Origin of the sequence: Corynebacterium lujinxingii, assembly GCF_014490555.1 — a bacterium.
Taxonomy (GTDB): domain Bacteria; phylum Actinomycetota; class Actinomycetes; order Mycobacteriales; family Mycobacteriaceae; genus Corynebacterium; species Corynebacterium lujinxingii.
The window spans coordinates 321257-336490 of record NZ_CP061032.1; the positions used below are offsets into that span (position 1 = coordinate 321257).

Below are 15234 nucleotides of genomic sequence, written 5' to 3' on the forward strand. Positions count from 1 at the left end.
TTGCAACTGGGGCATGGCCGTACAGCCTACTTTTGTGGGTGGCGAAGTAGACTTGCCCACCATGGCCAAGGCGGATCTGGAGAAAAAGCCCTTCGACGTTGCCGGAATGTTCGACGACGTCGGAAAGAACTACGACAAGACCAACACCGTGTTGTCGTTCGGGCTGGACAAATACTGGCGACGACGCACCCGCGAACGCCTCGAACTCAAACCAGGGGAGAAGGTGCTCGACCTCGCCGCAGGCACCGCCGTATCCACCGTCGAACTGGGCAAATCTGGCGCGTGGGTTGTGGCGTGCGACTTCTCCCAGGGCATGCTTGCCGCCGGTAAGGACCGCGACGTACCCAAGGTGGTTGGCGACGCGATGTATCTCCCGTTTGCCGACAACACCTTCGACGCGGTGACCATCTCCTACGGCCTGCGCAACGTGCACGACTTCGAGGCCGGCCTGCGTGAAATGGCGCGTGTGACCAAGCCTGGCGGGCGCCTGGCAGTCAACGAGTTCTCCACCCCCGTCATCCCCGGTTTCCGCACCCTGTACAAGGAATACCTGCCACGTGCCGTGCCGGCGCTGGCAAAGGTGTTTTCCTCCAACGCGGAGGCCTACGAATACCTCGCCGAATCCATCCGCGCATGGCCCAACCAGGAGGAGCTCGCCGCGGCGATCAACGCCAACGGTTGGGAAAACGCCGGCTGGCAGGATCTGACCGCCGGCATCGTGGCGCTGCACAGCGCGGTTAAGCCCGCTTAGGCCACATCCCACAGCGGTGCCTGTTTCGGCACCGCACGGCCCGCGGCGCGCCAGGCGCGTGCGACGAGGTCGCGGTCGCTGTCAAGCACAAGGTTGCCCATCAGCCGTGCCGCGGCCGGCATGAGGTAGCGCCCGCCGATGCCGCGCAGCGCGACCGGGCCGGCCAGCGGCAGAAACTGCGGGTAGGTCAGCAGCCGTGCCAGGGTGCGCGCAAGCGTGAACGCCTCGCCGTAGTGCTCGCGCAGAAGCGCCGGCCACGCTAAGGTCAGGTCCTTTTCTGCGGCGATGAGCTCGACGGCGAGCACGGCGGTTTCCAGCCCGTAGTCGATGCCCTCGCCGTTGAGCGGGTTCACGCACGCGGCGGCGTCGCCGATCAGCGCCCAGTTCGGCCCCGCGACGTTCGATACCGCCCCGCCCATCGGCAGCAGCGCCGACGTCACGTGCTGCTCGGGCCCGAGCCCCCACGCGTCGCGCTGCTGGGCGGCGTACTCGGCGAGCAACTTCTTGGTGTTCACCTTCGCCGGGCGTTTGTCCGTGGAGAGTGCGCCGCAGCCGAGGTTCACCGTGCCGTCGCCAAGCGGGAAGATCCAGCCGTAACCCGGTTGAATCGCACCTTCGGCGTCGCGCAGCTCCACGTGCGAATGCATCCACGGCTCCGATGAAAACGGCGAGTCGCAGTACGAGCGCGCCGCGATGCCGAACACCTCGCCCTTGTGCCATTTCCGGCCCAACAGTTTGCCGAAGGGGGAGCGCACCCCGTCGGCCACCACGACCCACCTCGCGCGCACCGCGCCCTGGTCGGTCTCCACCGCGGAGATCGAGCCGCGGTCGAACTGCACGCCGGTGGCGGCGCAGTGTTGGCGGACGGTGGCGCCGGCGGCGCGTGCGTCGTCGACAAGCATCGCGTCGAACACCGCACGCGGCGACGCGGAGCCCTCCCCGCGCGGCCAAGGCGCCTCGACGTGGCCGCCGTAGCCGTGCAGTTTCAGCCCCTTGTTGCGGTAGGCAGGCACCTCCAAATCGAGCGCGCGCAGCGTCTCCACGGCGCGCGGGGTCAGTCCGTCGCCGCAGGTTTTGTCGCGGTTGGGGGACTGAGCGTCGAGAAGCAATGTGTCCAAACCGGCGCGCTGGGCGGCGATCGCGGCGGCCGAACCGGCGGGGCCTGCGCCCACAACGACGAGGTCGAAATACTCACTCACCCCGCACATTGTGCCAGCGCCACCCGCTGCTGCAGAGGGCAGGTGTCTTGGGCTACGGTTAGTGCGTTATCCATGTGCCCCTCCAACCTGCAAGGACGTTATAGATGACGTACGGCACCACCCCGTCACCGCGCCACGGATTCAAGCTGGACCTTGGCGACGACGCACTCAACGCCCGGCTCAACTCCGGGCTGGAGGCGGTGGAGGACCTGCTGATGGCGGAACTCTCGCGCGGCGAGAAGTTCCTCACCGACAAAGTCACACACCTCGCCGAAGCCGGTGGCAAGCGCTTCCGGCCCATGATGGCGCTGCTGTGCAGCGAATTCGGGCCCGACCCGCGCGCAGAGAACGTGATCCGCGGCGCGACCGTGACCGAAATGGTGCACCTGGCCACGCTCTACCACGACGACGTGATGGACGAAGCCGAGCGCCGCCGCGGCGTCGAATCCGCCAACGCGCGCTGGACGAACACCGTGGCCATCTTGGCCGGAGACATCTTGTTCGCCCACGCTTCGCGGCTGATGAGCCGCATGGACTTGGACACCGTGGCGCATTTCGCCGACACCTTCGAGGAGCTGGTCACCGGCCAGATGCGCGAAACCGTCGGCGCGGAAGGTTCCGACCCGGTGGAGCACTACCTGAAGGTCATCGACGAGAAAACCGGCGTGCTCATCGCGTCCGCTGCCTACCTGGGCGCGCGGCATTCCGGCGCGTCCGACGAGGTGGTCCAGCGTTGCGCGCGGATCGGCGACGCGGTGGGCATGGTCTTCCAGATCGTCGACGACATCATCGACATCTTCTCCGACCCCGATCAATCCGGAAAGACCCCCGGCACCGACCTTCGCGAAGGCGTGTTTACCCTGCCCGTGCTGTACGCGCTCGAGGAGGACTCCCCAGCCGGCGAGGCGCTTCGCGGCCTGCTCACGGGCCCGCTTACCGACGACACCGACGTCGACCGTGCCCTCGACCTGCTCAGCCAGACGCGCGGGCGCGAGCGCGCGCTCGAGACCGCACGCGGCTACCTGGCAACCGTCGAGCGCGAACTCGACGCGCTGCCGGACATCCCCGCTCGCGAGGCCCTGCGCACCATGACCCGCCTGACCGTCGATCGTGTGGGATAACCTGCCGATTTGCTTTGAATGCGGTGCGGTGTTGTAGAGTAAATCCCGCACTTTGAACGTGCGCGCCAGGTTGCCCGAGCGGCCAAAGGGAGCGGACTGTAAATCCGCCGGCATTCGCCTTCAGAAGTTCGAATCTTCTACCTGGCACAGACGAACCCCGTCGATTCCACACCGGAATGGGCGGGGTTTTGCCGTTGCCGGATGCCTGGTGCGGGGTGTTGTGTTTCGGGGCGTTGTAGTCGTCGTTAAGCACTCGCGAAAAGCGGTATCAACCAGGCGATTTGTGTTTATAAACGCGATCGGGTTAATCTTCTCAAGGCTTCAACGGAGCGGGTCAGAGCGAAAGCGAAGATCCACAACAACGAGGCTGTGCCCCCTTAGCTCAGTCGGCAGAGCGTTTCCATGGTAAGGAAAAGGTCGACAGTTCGATTCTGTCAGGGGGCTCTGTTGTTTGCTTAGGCAAACACATGGCGGTGTAGCTCAGTGGTAGAGCAAGCGACTCATAATCGCTGTGTCGAGAGTTCAATTCTCTCCATCGCTACTCACCTCAAACGGGGACCGCAAGGGCCCGTGGTAGGGTTAGGCGCACTGCGTACCGCGGTGCCCTAGGGGCGTGGCGCAATTGGTAGCGCAACGGTCTCCAAAACCGTAGGTTGCAGGTTCGAGTCCTGTCGCCCCTGCCAAATCAACGTGGAGGAGTTTTCGTGACTAACCCCAACGGCCAGAACCCGGCACAGCCGACCGGAAAGCGTCAGCTGCGCGGGGTTTCACCCGTATCCTCCGAGGGGTACGAAGCGAAGCGCACCCCCGCCCAGACCGACGCAGACGACGAAAAGTCCGGCAACATCACCGCCTTCCCGGGCGAAGTCGTCTCCGAGATGGGCAAAGTCATCTGGCCGACCGGCAAGCAGATGCTCAACTACACGCTCATCGTCTTCGCGTTCCTGATCATCCTCACCATCTTCGTGTGGGGTACCGACGCGCTGGCCTCCATAGCGATTCGCTGGATCCTCATCCGGTAAGTACAATTTCACGCGTAACGTTTCCCGCCGCCTCGGACACCGAGGAAGGCGGGATACTTTTTGCCCCGGTACCCTGGGGCGCAGAATTTTTACCCGCGTGAGGAGATAGACATGACTGAGGCGAACAAAGACGTCACCGGCGCAATCGAGAACAACGAGCAGGAAATGATCGACGAGGGCGCCCCCGTGCAGCCGTCCACCGACCCGGCACTCAACGGCGGCGACGACGACCCGGCCGGCAAAGAGGGCGGTGACTCCTCCGACGAGGAGACTGACAGTAGCGCCTCCTACGCTTCCGAACTTCCCGAGGAGCCGGTCCAGGAGACCGACCTCGACATCGCAGCAGAGGCGGAGAACGCGGCTGAAGGTAACGAGGGTGCCGAGAACGCCGAAGCCGACGACGACGGCGAGTACCGCCGCCGCCTGCGCGAGTACACCCGCGAGCTGAAGAAGCAGCCGGGCGACTGGTACATCATCCAGTCCTACTCGGGCTACGAGAACAAGGTGAAGACCAACCTCGAGATGCGCTCCCAGACCCTCGAGGTGGAAGACTCCATCTACGAAGTTGTCGTGCCGATCGAGCAGGCGCTGGAGAAGAACAAGGACGGCAAGAACAAGCTGGTCAAGCGCAAGCTGCTGCCGGGTTACGTGCTGGTGCGCATGGACATGAACGATGCCGCCTGGTCGGTGGTCCGCGAGACCCCGGGTGTGACGTCGTTCGTCGGCAACGAGGGCAACGCGACCCCGGTCAAGCACCGCGACGTGGCGAAGTTCCTGCTGCCTAAGTCCGCCGCCACGGGCACCAAGCCGGAGGTCAACGCCGACGGCGAGACCGTCGTGGCGATGCCGGAGGAGGACACCCCGAAGCAGGTCGCGCACGATTACAAGGTCGGCGAGGCCGTCACCATCCTGTCCGGCGCGCTGGCGTCCGTGTCCGCGACGATCAACGCGATCGACCCGGAGACCGGCAAGATCGAGGCACTCGTGTCCATCTTCGGCCGCGAGACCCCGGTGGAGCTGACCGCCGACCAGATCGAACGGATCATGTAGGAGCTTTTTGCTTCTCGACGACCCCTTCGCGTAACCTAACCCGTCGCGTGTGTTCGCACACGCGACGTTTTCGTTTCTCTATCCCCGGTGGCTGGATTTATCCCCGGCATCCGGAAGCCTTACCGCTGTTCATCGCGGCGGTGCAGGCTGTATCTAGGAGGTAATTGCGATGGCTAAGAAGAAGGTCACTGGCCTGATCAAGCTTCAGATCGAAGCAGGCATGGCGAACCCGGCTCCGCCGGTCGGCCCGGCGCTTGGTGCGCACGGCGTGAACATCGTCGAGTTCACCAAGGCGTACAACGCCGCAACCGAGTCCATGCGCGGCAACATCATCCCGGTGGAGATCACGGTCTACGAAGACCGCTCATTCGACTTCATCCTGAAGTCCCCGCCGGCTGCGTCCCTGCTGCTCAAGGCCGCTGGCCTGCAGAAGGGCTCGGGCGTCCCGCACACCGACAAGGTGGGCAAGGTCACCTGGGAGCAGTGCAAGGAGATCGCCGAGACCAAGAAGAACGACCTCAACGCCCGCGACATCGAGGCTGGCGCCGCGATTATCGCTGGTACCGCCCGTTCCATGGGTATTGACGTCGAGAAGTAAGAGCGGTTTTCCGCTTCACGTGGAAGGGCCTTTAGCCAGGCCCGCAAACCACAACTCCTGAAAGGAATCCAACATGGCTAAGAAGTCCAAGCGTTACATCGAGCAGCTCGCCAAGGTCGACCGCGACGCGTTCTACCACCCGCTGGATGCGGTCACCCTCGCGAAGGAGACCTCCTCCGACAAGTACGACGCGACCATCGACGTTGCAATGCGCCTGTCCGTCGACCCGCGCAAGGCTGACCAGCTGGTCCGCGGCACCGTCAACCTGCCGCACGGCACCGGTAAGACCGTCCGCGTCGCCGTCTTCGCCGAGGGTGAGAACGCGACCAAGGCGAAGGAAGCAGGCGCTGACATCGTCGGCACCGACGAGCTCATCGAGCAGATCAACGCCGGCCAGCTCGACTTCGACGTCGCCATTGCGACGCCGGACCAGATGGCCAAGGTCGGCCGCGTCGCCCGCGTGCTCGGCCCGCGTGGTCTGATGCCGAACCCGAAGACCGGCACCGTCACCCCGGACGTCGCTAAGGCGATCCAGGACTCCAAGGGCGGCAAGATCGCTTTCCGCGTCGACAAGGCGTCGAACCTGCACGCCATCATCGGCAAGGCATCCTTCACCCCGGAGCAGCTCGCCGAGAACTACGGCGCACTCTTGGACGAGGTCATCCGCCTCAAGCCGGCATCGGCCAAGGGTGTTTACCTGAAGAAGATCACCGTCGCCGCGACCCAGGGTCCGGGCGTCCCGGTGGACACCTCTGTGGAGAAGAACTACGCCAAGAAGGACTAGTTCCCACCTCTGATTGAGCGCCTCGGCCTAGCGCACCACCTAGTGCCGGGGCGCTTTTTCGTGCCCAAATAGTTTGTCCATCACCCCGTGGTTGGTGTTTTTCACCGGGTAGCCGCGGGGTGAGATCCATACTGGGGCGCCCCGGATCATCACGATCCGGCCGCGCTTCTTCCGCCACGGGTCATCGTCGTTGATGCGGTTGTGATACCGGCACAGCGGCGCCAAATTATCCATGTTGGTTTCCCCACCGTGTTTCCACGCGGTGACGTGATGCAACTCGCAAGCATCCGCCCCGTGCCGGCAGCCGGGGAAGGCGCACACCGGCGAGACCATCTTCGCCAAATCGCGCTGCTTCTTATTCGCCCGCCGCTCGGTCCGGTACAAATTCACCGCCCCGGCCTCCGGGTGAAACGCGGCCACCTCGAGGATGTCGCCGAACTGGGCCGCTAAAAACTCCGCACCCGTCATCGTCGTCCCATCCGACAACGCCAACACGACGTCGTCGCCCTCGCCGGCCATAATCCGCACAAAGTCCGGCAGCCCCACCGCGAGGATCGGCCGCGGCACCGCGCGCGCCACCCCGCCACCGCCGAAAAAGATCGACGCCAGGTTTCGCGCGATCTGCTCCGCGGCCGGCTTCGCGGGGTCGATACCCTGCCGACCCGCGTACTCGATATCGGTGATCTCCCGTTCGTCGAGGGTTAAATGCAGCGTCTTCTTCCCGCCGCGGGCAGGGCCAAACTTCGCCGCATCCGCCGCAGGTGAATCATCGGAAGGCACCAGATCGCGCGCCGCCTGCTCGATCGCCCGGTAGCCGCCCTCAACCTCCAACAGCGCCAGCCGCAGCCCCCACCGCGCGGCCACATCCGACACCTTCGCGATGCGGCGTTCAATCAGCAGCAACTCATCCAACGAAAACCCGCTCGCACGCGATCGCGCCTCACGCTGTTTACGGGTGAACTTCGTGGGCCCGAAATACACCGCCTGCAGCCGCGATAACGCCCGCGCCCGGTCCGGGGCGAAGCCTGCGGCTAGCGCAATGTCGAGGTCGAAGCCGGCCAGCGTCTCTAACGCCGACGCCGACATCGCCTCCACGAGTGCTGCAAACGAATTCATGCCCCAGAGACTAAACACCCCACCCCAAAGCACAAGACCCTACCGAAAAACTGTGGATAACCCGCCCTACATCAACCGAAAGTTATCCACAGATCACGCCGCGATTTGGAAGGCGCACAATCACGGGCTAACATACCCAACCGAAGTTTGAACGGCCCGTAACACGGCCGACCTCAAGTTTCACCGAAGACCGTCGGTCGCTCCCGGAAGGGAGTCGAAGGTATCCCTGGAAAGGGATCGACCCACGCAGGAGAAACGAGGCCAGACGCTGCGTCTGCCCCGTGCCTTCTGCACGGGGTATTTTTCATGAGTGCCCCGGGCGGATTGAACGACATGAAGTATCGGAAGGAGGCGTGTGTCATGGCAAACCCGAAGAACACTGCGGAACTTGCAGCTCTGAAGGAGAAGTTCGCTGAGGCGGATTCCCTCGTGCTGACCGAGTACCGTGGCCTGACCGTCGGCCAGCTCCAGCAGCTGCGCGGCGATATGGGCTTCGATGTCGAGTACCACGTCGCCAAGAACACCCTCATCAAGATCGCTGCGAACGAGCAGGGTATCGAGGGTCTCGATGATCTTCTCACCGGCCCGACCGCCGTTGCCTTCATCAAGGGCGACGCTGCTGTCGACGCTGCGAAGGTGATGAAGAAGTTCAACAAGGACCACGACGCGTTCGTGATCAAGGGCGGCTTCATGGACGGCAACGTCCTGGACGCTTCCCAGATCGACGCGCTGGCCGAGATGGACAACCGCGAGACCACCCTGGCGAAGATCGCCGGCGCATTCGAGGGTTCTCTGGCAAAGGCTGCCGGCCTGTTCCAGGCTCCGGCCTCCAAGACGGCCCGCCTTGTCGCTGCGCTGCAGGACAAGCAGGAAGCCGCATAAACAAACTTTTACACCCGGGCGCTAAGCGCCCACCAACAGAAAGGATGCCATCATGGCTAAGCTCTCCAAGGACGAGCTCATTGAGCAGTTCAAGGAAATGACCCTCATCGAGCTCTCCGAGTTCCTCAAGGAGTTCGAGGAGGTCTTCGACGTGACCGCAGCCGCTCCGGTTGCTGCTGTCGCTGCAGGCGCTCCGGCCGCTGGCGGCGAGGCTGCCGCTGAGGAGAAGGACGAGTTCGACGTCGTTCTCGAGGACGCTGGCGACAAGAAGATCGGCGTGATCAAGGTTGTCCGCGAGCTGGTTCCGGGCCTGGGCCTGAAGGACGCCAAGGAAATGGTCGAGGGTGCTCCGAAGGCAATCCTCGAGGGCGCCAACAAGGACGACGCCGAGGCTGCCAAGACCAAGCTCGAGGAGGCTGGCGCAAAGGTCACCCTCAAGTAAGAGCTTTTGCTTGACGACGACACCCCCGCCCGCCGGTACCAACCGGCGGGCGGGGGTTTAGTCTTGGCTCCATGGCGACGATCACAGTGACCAACCCGGCGACCGGCGAGACGGTGGGCGAGGTGCAGCAGGCAACGGCAGCGGACGTCGATGAGGCGTTTGCGCGGGCGCGTGGGGCGCAACGGCAGTGGGCGGCGCTTCCGGCGCGGAAGCGGGCGCGGGTGCTGCGGCGGTTTGCAAAGGTGGTCGTCGATAAGCGAGACGAGCTCTTGGACCTCATCCAGAGTGAGAACGGCAAGAACCGGGCGAGCGCGCTGGAAGAGGTCATGGATGTCGCGCTGACCAGCCTGTACTACGCGCAGACTGGGCCGAAAGCGACGCGGACGCGCGGGAGGTTTACGGCGTTGCCGCTGGTGTCGTCGACAAGAGAGCAGCGCCCGCCGAAAGGCGTGGTGGGGGTGATCGCGCCGTTTAACTACCCGCTCGCGCTTGCGGTGTCGGATGCGGTGCCGGCGCTGATCGCGGGCAACGCGGTGGTGGTGAAGCCGGATTCACAAACGCCGCTGTCTGCGCTTCGCGCCGCCGAGCTGCTGCGCGAGGCGGGGCTGCCGGAGGATGTGTTCATCGTCGTGCCGGGCAGCGGCGCGGAGGTGGGGCAGGCGATTGTGCGCCAGTGCGATTTCCTCATGTTCACCGGCTCCACCGCGACGGGTAAGAAGCTGGCGGCGCAGGCGGGGGAGCGGCTGATCGACTACTCGATGGAGCTCGGCGGCAAAAACCCGATGATCGTCGCCGACGACGCCCCGCTCGAGCGCGCGATCAACGCGGCGACGCACGCGTGCTTCTCCAACTCCGGGCAACTGTGCATCTCCATTGAGCGCATCTACGTGCACCGGGCGGTTGCGGACGACTTCATCGCTGGCTTTGTCGACCGCACTACTCAGATGCGCGTCGGCGCGGGCCGCGACTGGGGGATCGACATGGGCTCGCAGATCTCGAAGGAGCACACCGACAAAATTGCGATGCTTGTCGACGACGCCCTCACCCACGGCGCCCGCGCCCTGACCGGTGGACATCGCACCGGCGAGACGTTTTTCGAGCCGACCATCTTGACGGATGTGCCGGCCGACGCTGCGTTGTATACCCAGGAGGTGTTCGGACCGGTCGTTTATATCGAGGTGGTGGACTCGCTCGATCAGGCCGTGGAAAAGGCGAACGACACCGAGTACGGGCTCAATGCGTCGGTGTGGGCGTCGGCGGCGACGGGTCGTCGATTAGCAAAACGCCTTGAGGCCGGCACCGTGAACATCAACGACGGGTACGCGCCGGCGTGGTCGGCAATGGGCGCGCCGATGGGCGGTTGGAAACAGTCCGGGGCGGGGCGGCGCCACGGCGAGCACGGCATCACGAAGTTCACCGAGCCGCGTAACGTCACACGCATGCGCGGGGTGACCGTCGGTGGCGTGATGGATTTCGCGCGCCGGCGCCTGCGCTAAGCTTGCGCACCATGCCAGCCACACCCCGTCCCATCGCAGCGCTCGTCGCAGGCAGCGGCGTCGCACTTCTGGTCGCGGGTTTGCTCGCACCGAACGTGCTGCTGTCCAACGAGCGGCTCCCGCTCGGCCTCGGCCAGGCCACCTGGACCATCGAAGACCCGGACGGCACCCGCGACGGCAAGCCTGCACCGGTGACGCGCCAGCTGCACATGGAGATCATGGAGCCGGCCAGCGACGACGTGGCGGCGGTGCGCATCGGCGACACCGTGCGCGCAGGCGAGGCCGCCGGCGACTTTGACAACCTGCTTTCCGCCACCACCTGGTCGTACGAGATGGATCGGATCAGCGGCGGGGCTGTCGGACCTGCACAGGCCCAGGTCATCTTCGGCATGCCCGCCGCTGAGGTGCCGGTGGACGGCGCCTGGCTGAAATTCCCGTCGCCCGCACCTGAGACGGACGTGGACGTGTTCGATCCGGTATTGCGGGACACGGCGCCGGCGCGGTTCGTCGATACACAAGAGATCGGCGGGCGCACCGTCAACCGCTACCAGCAGACGATCGCGCCGACGAACATCGCGCAGCGCTACGCCGATCCGCGCAACACGCTCACCATCGACGGCGAGCGCACCTTTCTCACTCACGCTGCTGAGCGCGAGTTGCTTGTCGACGAGCAAACCGGCGTCGTCGTCGGGATCAACGAGCGTGTCGACGACTACTACGCCGACGCTGACGGCCGCGGCGTGCGAAACATCGTGACCTACGACGGGCAGATGGACGAAGCGCAGATCACCGAATTTGCCCAGCGTGTGGCCGATGCACAGCCGCGGTGGACCAACAAGGTGCTGTGGTGGAGCGTCGCCGGTGCCGGGGCAGTGATAGCGCTCATCGGGCTCATTGTGGCGCTGCGCCCGATGCGGCGTCCGGCGCGTCGCGGTTGACGAGTTTCGCCGTTGAAGTGGTAGGCTTCCGGCAGCAACTTGGACGCAGGCACCAGACGGCACCGGTTCGCCCGCGAGTTGTAACACGGGGGAGTCATTGGCCGATTTCTAGGCCTTTACAAACTATGAGCTGTTGTATAAGCTTGCTCGTTGCGCTGGAAGCCGTCTCCAGTACGTCATTGAAACCTTGTGCAACGGATAGCAATTTTCCGATTTGACAAGGTGATTTTGTTGTCTCTGGGGGCGGATCTTCCGAAGCAGACCAAATGCTAACTTATCCTGCGGAAATGCTGCTGGGCCGCGAAGCCAGACGTGGTCCGGTGGCATCCGCCAGAGGTGCTGGAAGGACCCAACTTGGCAGTCTCAGACCAGACCATGAATATGGCTGAAATCCCGGGGGCTCCGGAACGTTACTCGTTCGCGAAGATCAACGAGCCCATCACCGTCCCGGGGCTTTTAGATGTGCAGCTCGAATCGTTTGCGTGGCTCGTCGGCACGCAAGAGTGGCGCGAGCGCGAGCAGGCCAACCGCGGCGATGATGCGCGCATCACGTCCGGCCTGGAGGACATCCTCGAGGAGATCTCCCCGATCGAGGACTACTCCGGCAACATGAGCCTGACGCTGTCCGAGCCGCGCTTCGAAGACGTGAAGTACACGATCGACGAGTGCAAGGACAAGGACATCAACTACTCCGCGCCGCTGTACGTCACCGCGGAGTTCATTAACAACGACACGCAGGAGATCAAGTCCCAGACCGTGTTCATCGGCGACTTCCCGCTGATGACGGACAAGGGCACCTTCATTGTCAACGGCACCGAGCGTGTCGTTGTCTCCCAGCTGGTGCGCTCTCCGGGCGTGTACTTCGACGAGACCATCGACAAGTCCACGGAGCGCCCGCTGCACTCCGTGAAGGTCATCCCGTCGCGTGGCGCGTGGCTCGAGTTCGACGTGGACAAGCGTGACACCGTCGGTGTGCGCATCGACCGCAAGCGCCGCCAGCCGGTCACCGTGCTGCTCAAGGCGCTCGGTTGGACCACCGAGCAGATCACGGAGCGCTTCGGCTTCTCCGAGATCATGATGTCCACCCTGGAAAACGACGGTGTGTCCAACACCGACGAGGCGCTGCTGGAGATCTACCGCAAGCAGCGCCCGGGCGAGCAGCCGACGCGCGATCTTGCGCAGTCCCTGCTGGAGAACTCCTTCTTCAAGGCCAAGCGCTACGACCTGGCCCGCGTGGGCCGCTACAAGGTCAACCGCAAGCTGGGCCTCGGCGGCGACCACGACGGTCTGATGACGCTGACCGAAGAGGACATCGCCACCACGCTCGAGTACCTCGTGCGCCTGCACGCCGGCGAGACCGAGATGACCTCCCCGGAGGGCGAGATCATCCCGATCAACACCGACGACATCGACCACTTCGGCAACCGTCGCCTGCGTACCGTCGGCGAGCTGATCCAGAACCAGGTCCGTGTCGGCTTGTCGCGCATGGAGCGCGTCGTGCGCGAGCGCATGACGACCCAGGACGCGGAGTCCATCACCCCGACGTCGCTGATCAACGTGCGTCCGGTTTCGGCAGCAATCCGCGAGTTCTTCGGTACCTCGCAGCTGTCGCAGTTCATGGACCAGAACAACTCCCTGTCCGGCCTGACCCACAAGCGCCGCCTGTCCGCGCTTGGCCCGGGCGGCCTGTCGCGTGAGCGCGCCGGCATCGAGGTGCGAGACGTGCACCCGTCGCACTACGGCCGCATGTGCCCGATCGAGACCCCGGAAGGCCCGAACATTGGCCTGATCGGCGCGCTGGCGACTTACGCCCGTGTCAACCCGTTCGGCTTCATCGAAACGCCGTACCAGAAGGTCAACGACGGCAAGCTGACCGGCCAGATTGACTACCTCACCGCCGACGAGGAGGACCGCTACGCCATCGCGCAGGCGGCCACCCCGCTGGACAAGGACAACAACCTCACCGGTGAGCGCATCGAGGTCCGCCTCAAGGACGGCGACATCGGCGTCGTCGGCCCGCAGGGCGTGGACTACCTCGACATCTCCCCGCGCCAGATGGTTTCTGTTGCAACGGCGATGATTCCGTTCCTCGAGCACGACGACGCGAACCGTGCGCTGATGGGCGCGAACATGCAGAAGCAGGCTGTGCCGCTGCTGCGCGCCGAGTCCGCGTACGTGGCCACCGGCATGGAGCAGCGCGCCGCGTACGACGCCGGTGACACCGTCATCTCCAAGAAGGCCGGTGTGATCGAGAACGTCACCGGCGACTTCATCACCGTCATGGACGATGAGGGCGGCCGCGACACCTACATGTTGCGCACCTTCGAGCGCACCAACCAGGGCACCTGCTACAACCAGACCCCGATCGTGTCTGCTGGCGACCGCGTCGAGGCCGGCCAGGTCATCGCCGACGGCCCGGGCACCAAGGACGGCGAGATGGCGCTCGGCCGCAACCTGCTGGTTGCGTTCATGCCGTGGGAAGGCCACAACTACGAGGACGCCATCATCCTCAACCAGCGCGTGGTGGAGGAGGACATCCTCACCTCCGTGCACATTGAGGAGCACGAGATCGACGCCCGCGACACCAAGCTCGGTGCCGAGGAAATCACCCGCGAGATCCCGAACGTCTCCGAGGACGTGCTCAAGGACCTCGACGAGCGCGGCATCATCCGCATCGGTGCTGACGTGCGCGACGGCGACATCCTCGTCGGCAAGGTCACCCCGAAGGGCGAGACCGAGCTGACCCCGGAGGAGCGCCTGCTGCGCGCCATCTTCGGCGAGAAGGCCCGTGAGGTCCGCGACACCTCCCTGAAGGTGCCGCACGGCGAGCAGGGCAAGGTCATTGCCGTGCGCCGCTTCTCCCGCGAGGATGATGACGATCTGTCCCCGGGTGTCAACGAGATGATCCGCGTGTACGTGGCTCAGAAGCGCAAGATCCAGGACGGCGATAAGATGGCCGGCCGCCACGGCAACAAGGGTGTCGTGGGCAAGATCCTGCCGCAGGAGGACATGCCGTTCATGGCTGACGGCACTCCGGTGGACATCATTCTGAACACCCACGGTGTGCCGCGTCGTATGAACATCGGTCAGGTCCTGGAGATCCACCTCGGCTGGCTGGCCAAGGCCGGCTGGACCGTCAACCCGGACGATCCGGCAAACGCCAAGCTGCTGGAGACCCTGCCGGAGCACCTCTACGATGTGCCGGCGGATTCGCTCACCGCAACCCCGGTGTTCGACGGCGCGACCAACGACGAGATCGCTGGCCTTTTGGCGAACTCCAAGCCGAACCGCGACGGCGACGTCATGGTCGACGGCGAGGGCAAGACGACGCTGTTCGACGGCCGCTCCGGCGAGCCGTACAAGTACCCGATTTCGGTCGGCTACATGTACATGCTGAAGCTGCACCACCTCGTCGACGAGAAGATCCACGCCCGTTCCACCGGCCCGTACTCCATGATTACGCAGCAGCCGCTGGGCGGTAAGGCCCAGTTCGGCGGCCAGCGCTTCGGCGAGATGGAGGTGTGGGCAATGCAGGCGTACGGCGCCGCTTACACCCTGCAGGAGCTGCTGACCATCAAGTCGGACGACGTGGTCGGCCGCGTGAAGGTCTACGAGGCGATCGTCAAGGGAGACAACATCCCGGATCCGGGCATCCCGGAGTCCTTCAAGGTGTTGCTCAAGGAGCTGCAGTCCCTGTGCCTGAACGTGGAGGTGCTCTCCACCGACGGCACCCCGATGGAGCTCGACGGCGACGACGACGAGTTCGATCAGGCAGGCTCCTCGCTCGGCATCAACCTGTCCCGCGACGAGGGTGCAGCGGCGGATACTGCTTAAG

13 protein-coding genes and 4 tRNA genes are annotated in these 15234 nt (G+C 64.5%); 15 read left to right on the top strand and 2 right to left on the bottom strand.

Annotated features, from left to right (window positions below):
- Window positions 1–61: 61 nt before the first annotated feature.
- Window positions 62–751: a demethylmenaquinone methyltransferase gene (locus tag IAU68_RS01485; RefSeq protein ID WP_171193309.1), complete on the top strand. Its 690-nt coding sequence runs from the start codon at window positions 62–64 to the stop codon at window positions 749–751.
- Here IAU68_RS01485 and IAU68_RS01490 read toward each other — a convergent pair.
- The gene (locus IAU68_RS01490; protein WP_171193310.1) at window positions 748–1959 is read right to left on the bottom strand and encodes a geranylgeranyl reductase family protein; all 1212 of its coding nucleotides are present in this window, start codon (window positions 1957–1959) and stop codon (window positions 748–750) included. The two genes, IAU68_RS01485 and IAU68_RS01490, sit on opposite strands and share 4 nt — an antisense overlap.
- 95 nt (window positions 1960–2054) lie before the next feature.
- Here IAU68_RS01490 and IAU68_RS01495 point away from each other — a divergent pair, with 95 nt between their 5' ends.
- The 9 genes from IAU68_RS01495 (at window position 2055) to rplA (ending at window position 6525) form a co-directional block, all read left to right on the top strand.
- Entirely contained in the window at window positions 2055–3071 is a 1017-nt protein-coding gene (locus IAU68_RS01495; protein WP_171193311.1) for a polyprenyl synthetase family protein, read from the top strand.
- Between the two features lie 64 nt (window positions 3072–3135).
- Window positions 3136–3218 (top strand) — tRNA-Tyr (locus tag IAU68_RS01500).
- Window positions 3219–3442: 224 nt separating this feature from the next.
- Window positions 3443–3515, top strand: a tRNA-Thr gene (locus tag IAU68_RS01505).
- 25 nt (window positions 3516–3540) lie between these two features.
- Window positions 3541–3612: transfer RNA gene (locus tag IAU68_RS01510), tRNA-Met, on the top strand.
- 66 nt (window positions 3613–3678) lie between these two features.
- Window positions 3679–3754 (top strand) — tRNA-Trp (locus IAU68_RS01515).
- 21 nt (window positions 3755–3775) lie between these two features.
- Complete coding sequence (gene secE, locus IAU68_RS01520) at window positions 3776–4093, top strand: preprotein translocase subunit SecE (protein WP_171193312.1); 318 nt, start codon at window positions 3776–3778, stop codon at window positions 4091–4093.
- A gap of 111 nt (window positions 4094–4204) precedes the next feature.
- A complete protein-coding gene (nusG, locus tag IAU68_RS01525; RefSeq protein WP_231699060.1) occupies window positions 4205–5143 on the top strand; it encodes a transcription termination/antitermination protein NusG in 939 nt (312 codons plus the stop codon).
- Between the two features lie 169 nt (window positions 5144–5312).
- Complete coding sequence (gene rplK / locus IAU68_RS01530) at window positions 5313–5741, top strand: 50S ribosomal protein L11 (protein WP_171193313.1); 429 nt, start codon at window positions 5313–5315, stop codon at window positions 5739–5741.
- A gap of 73 nt (window positions 5742–5814) precedes the next feature.
- Entirely contained in the window at window positions 5815–6525 is a 711-nt protein-coding gene (gene rplA / locus IAU68_RS01535; RefSeq protein ID WP_171193314.1) for a 50S ribosomal protein L1, read from the top strand.
- Between the two features lie 39 nt (window positions 6526–6564).
- Here rplA and IAU68_RS01540 read toward each other — a convergent pair whose 3' ends face one another.
- Complete coding sequence (locus IAU68_RS01540; protein ID WP_171193315.1) at window positions 6565–7641, bottom strand: HNH endonuclease signature motif containing protein; 1077 nt, start codon at window positions 7639–7641, stop codon at window positions 6565–6567.
- A 360-nt stretch (window positions 7642–8001) separates the two neighbouring features.
- Between IAU68_RS01540 and rplJ the strand changes: the two genes are divergently transcribed.
- From rplJ to rpoB, 5 genes are all read left to right on the top strand, one after another.
- Window positions 8002–8523, top strand: a complete 522-nt coding sequence (rplJ, locus tag IAU68_RS01545) for a 50S ribosomal protein L10 (protein ID WP_171193316.1) — start codon at window positions 8002–8004, stop codon at window positions 8521–8523.
- Window positions 8524–8575: 52 nt separating this feature from the next.
- Window positions 8576–8965 (top strand): 50S ribosomal protein L7/L12, encoded by a 390-nt coding sequence (gene rplL / locus IAU68_RS01550; RefSeq protein ID WP_171193317.1) that lies wholly within the window; start codon window positions 8576–8578, stop codon window positions 8963–8965.
- A gap of 71 nt (window positions 8966–9036) precedes the next feature.
- On the top strand, window positions 9037–10461 hold the full coding sequence (locus IAU68_RS01555; RefSeq protein ID WP_171193318.1) for a succinic semialdehyde dehydrogenase: 1425 nt from the start codon (window positions 9037–9039) through the stop codon (window positions 10459–10461).
- A gap of 11 nt (window positions 10462–10472) precedes the next feature.
- Window positions 10473–11399, top strand: a complete 927-nt coding sequence (locus tag IAU68_RS01560; RefSeq protein WP_171193319.1) for a DUF3068 domain-containing protein — start codon at window positions 10473–10475, stop codon at window positions 11397–11399.
- A gap of 336 nt (window positions 11400–11735) precedes the next feature.
- On the top strand, window positions 11736–15233 hold the full coding sequence (gene rpoB / locus IAU68_RS01565; RefSeq protein ID WP_171193320.1) for a DNA-directed RNA polymerase subunit beta: 3498 nt from the start codon (window positions 11736–11738) through the stop codon (window positions 15231–15233).
- Window position 15234 lies beyond the last annotated feature (1 nt).

Bases quoted from the DNA above. Each gene is read 5' to 3' on its own strand.
- IAU68_RS01485 (WP_171193309.1), top strand. From the start codon at position 62: ATGGCCAAGGCGGATCTGGAGAAAAAGCCCTTCGACGTTGCCGGAATG.
- IAU68_RS01490 (WP_171193310.1), bottom strand. From the start codon at position 1,959: ATGTGCGGGGTGAGTGAGTATTTCGACCTCGTCGTTGTGGGCGCAGGC.
- IAU68_RS01495 (WP_171193311.1), top strand. From the start codon at position 2,055: ATGACGTACGGCACCACCCCGTCACCGCGCCACGGATTCAAGCTGGAC.
- nusG (WP_231699060.1), top strand. From the start codon at position 4,205: ATGACTGAGGCGAACAAAGACGTCACCGGCGCAATCGAGAACAACGAG.
- rplK (WP_171193313.1), top strand. From the start codon at position 5,313: ATGGCTAAGAAGAAGGTCACTGGCCTGATCAAGCTTCAGATCGAAGCA.
- rplA (WP_171193314.1), top strand. From the start codon at position 5,815: ATGGCTAAGAAGTCCAAGCGTTACATCGAGCAGCTCGCCAAGGTCGAC.
- IAU68_RS01540 (WP_171193315.1), bottom strand. From the start codon at position 7,641: ATGAATTCGTTTGCAGCACTCGTGGAGGCGATGTCGGCGTCGGCGTTA.
- rplJ (WP_171193316.1), top strand. From the start codon at position 8,002: ATGGCAAACCCGAAGAACACTGCGGAACTTGCAGCTCTGAAGGAGAAG.
- rplL (WP_171193317.1), top strand. From the start codon at position 8,576: ATGGCTAAGCTCTCCAAGGACGAGCTCATTGAGCAGTTCAAGGAAATG.
- IAU68_RS01555 (WP_171193318.1), top strand. From the start codon at position 9,037: ATGGCGACGATCACAGTGACCAACCCGGCGACCGGCGAGACGGTGGGC.
- IAU68_RS01560 (WP_171193319.1), top strand. From the start codon at position 10,473: ATGCCAGCCACACCCCGTCCCATCGCAGCGCTCGTCGCAGGCAGCGGC.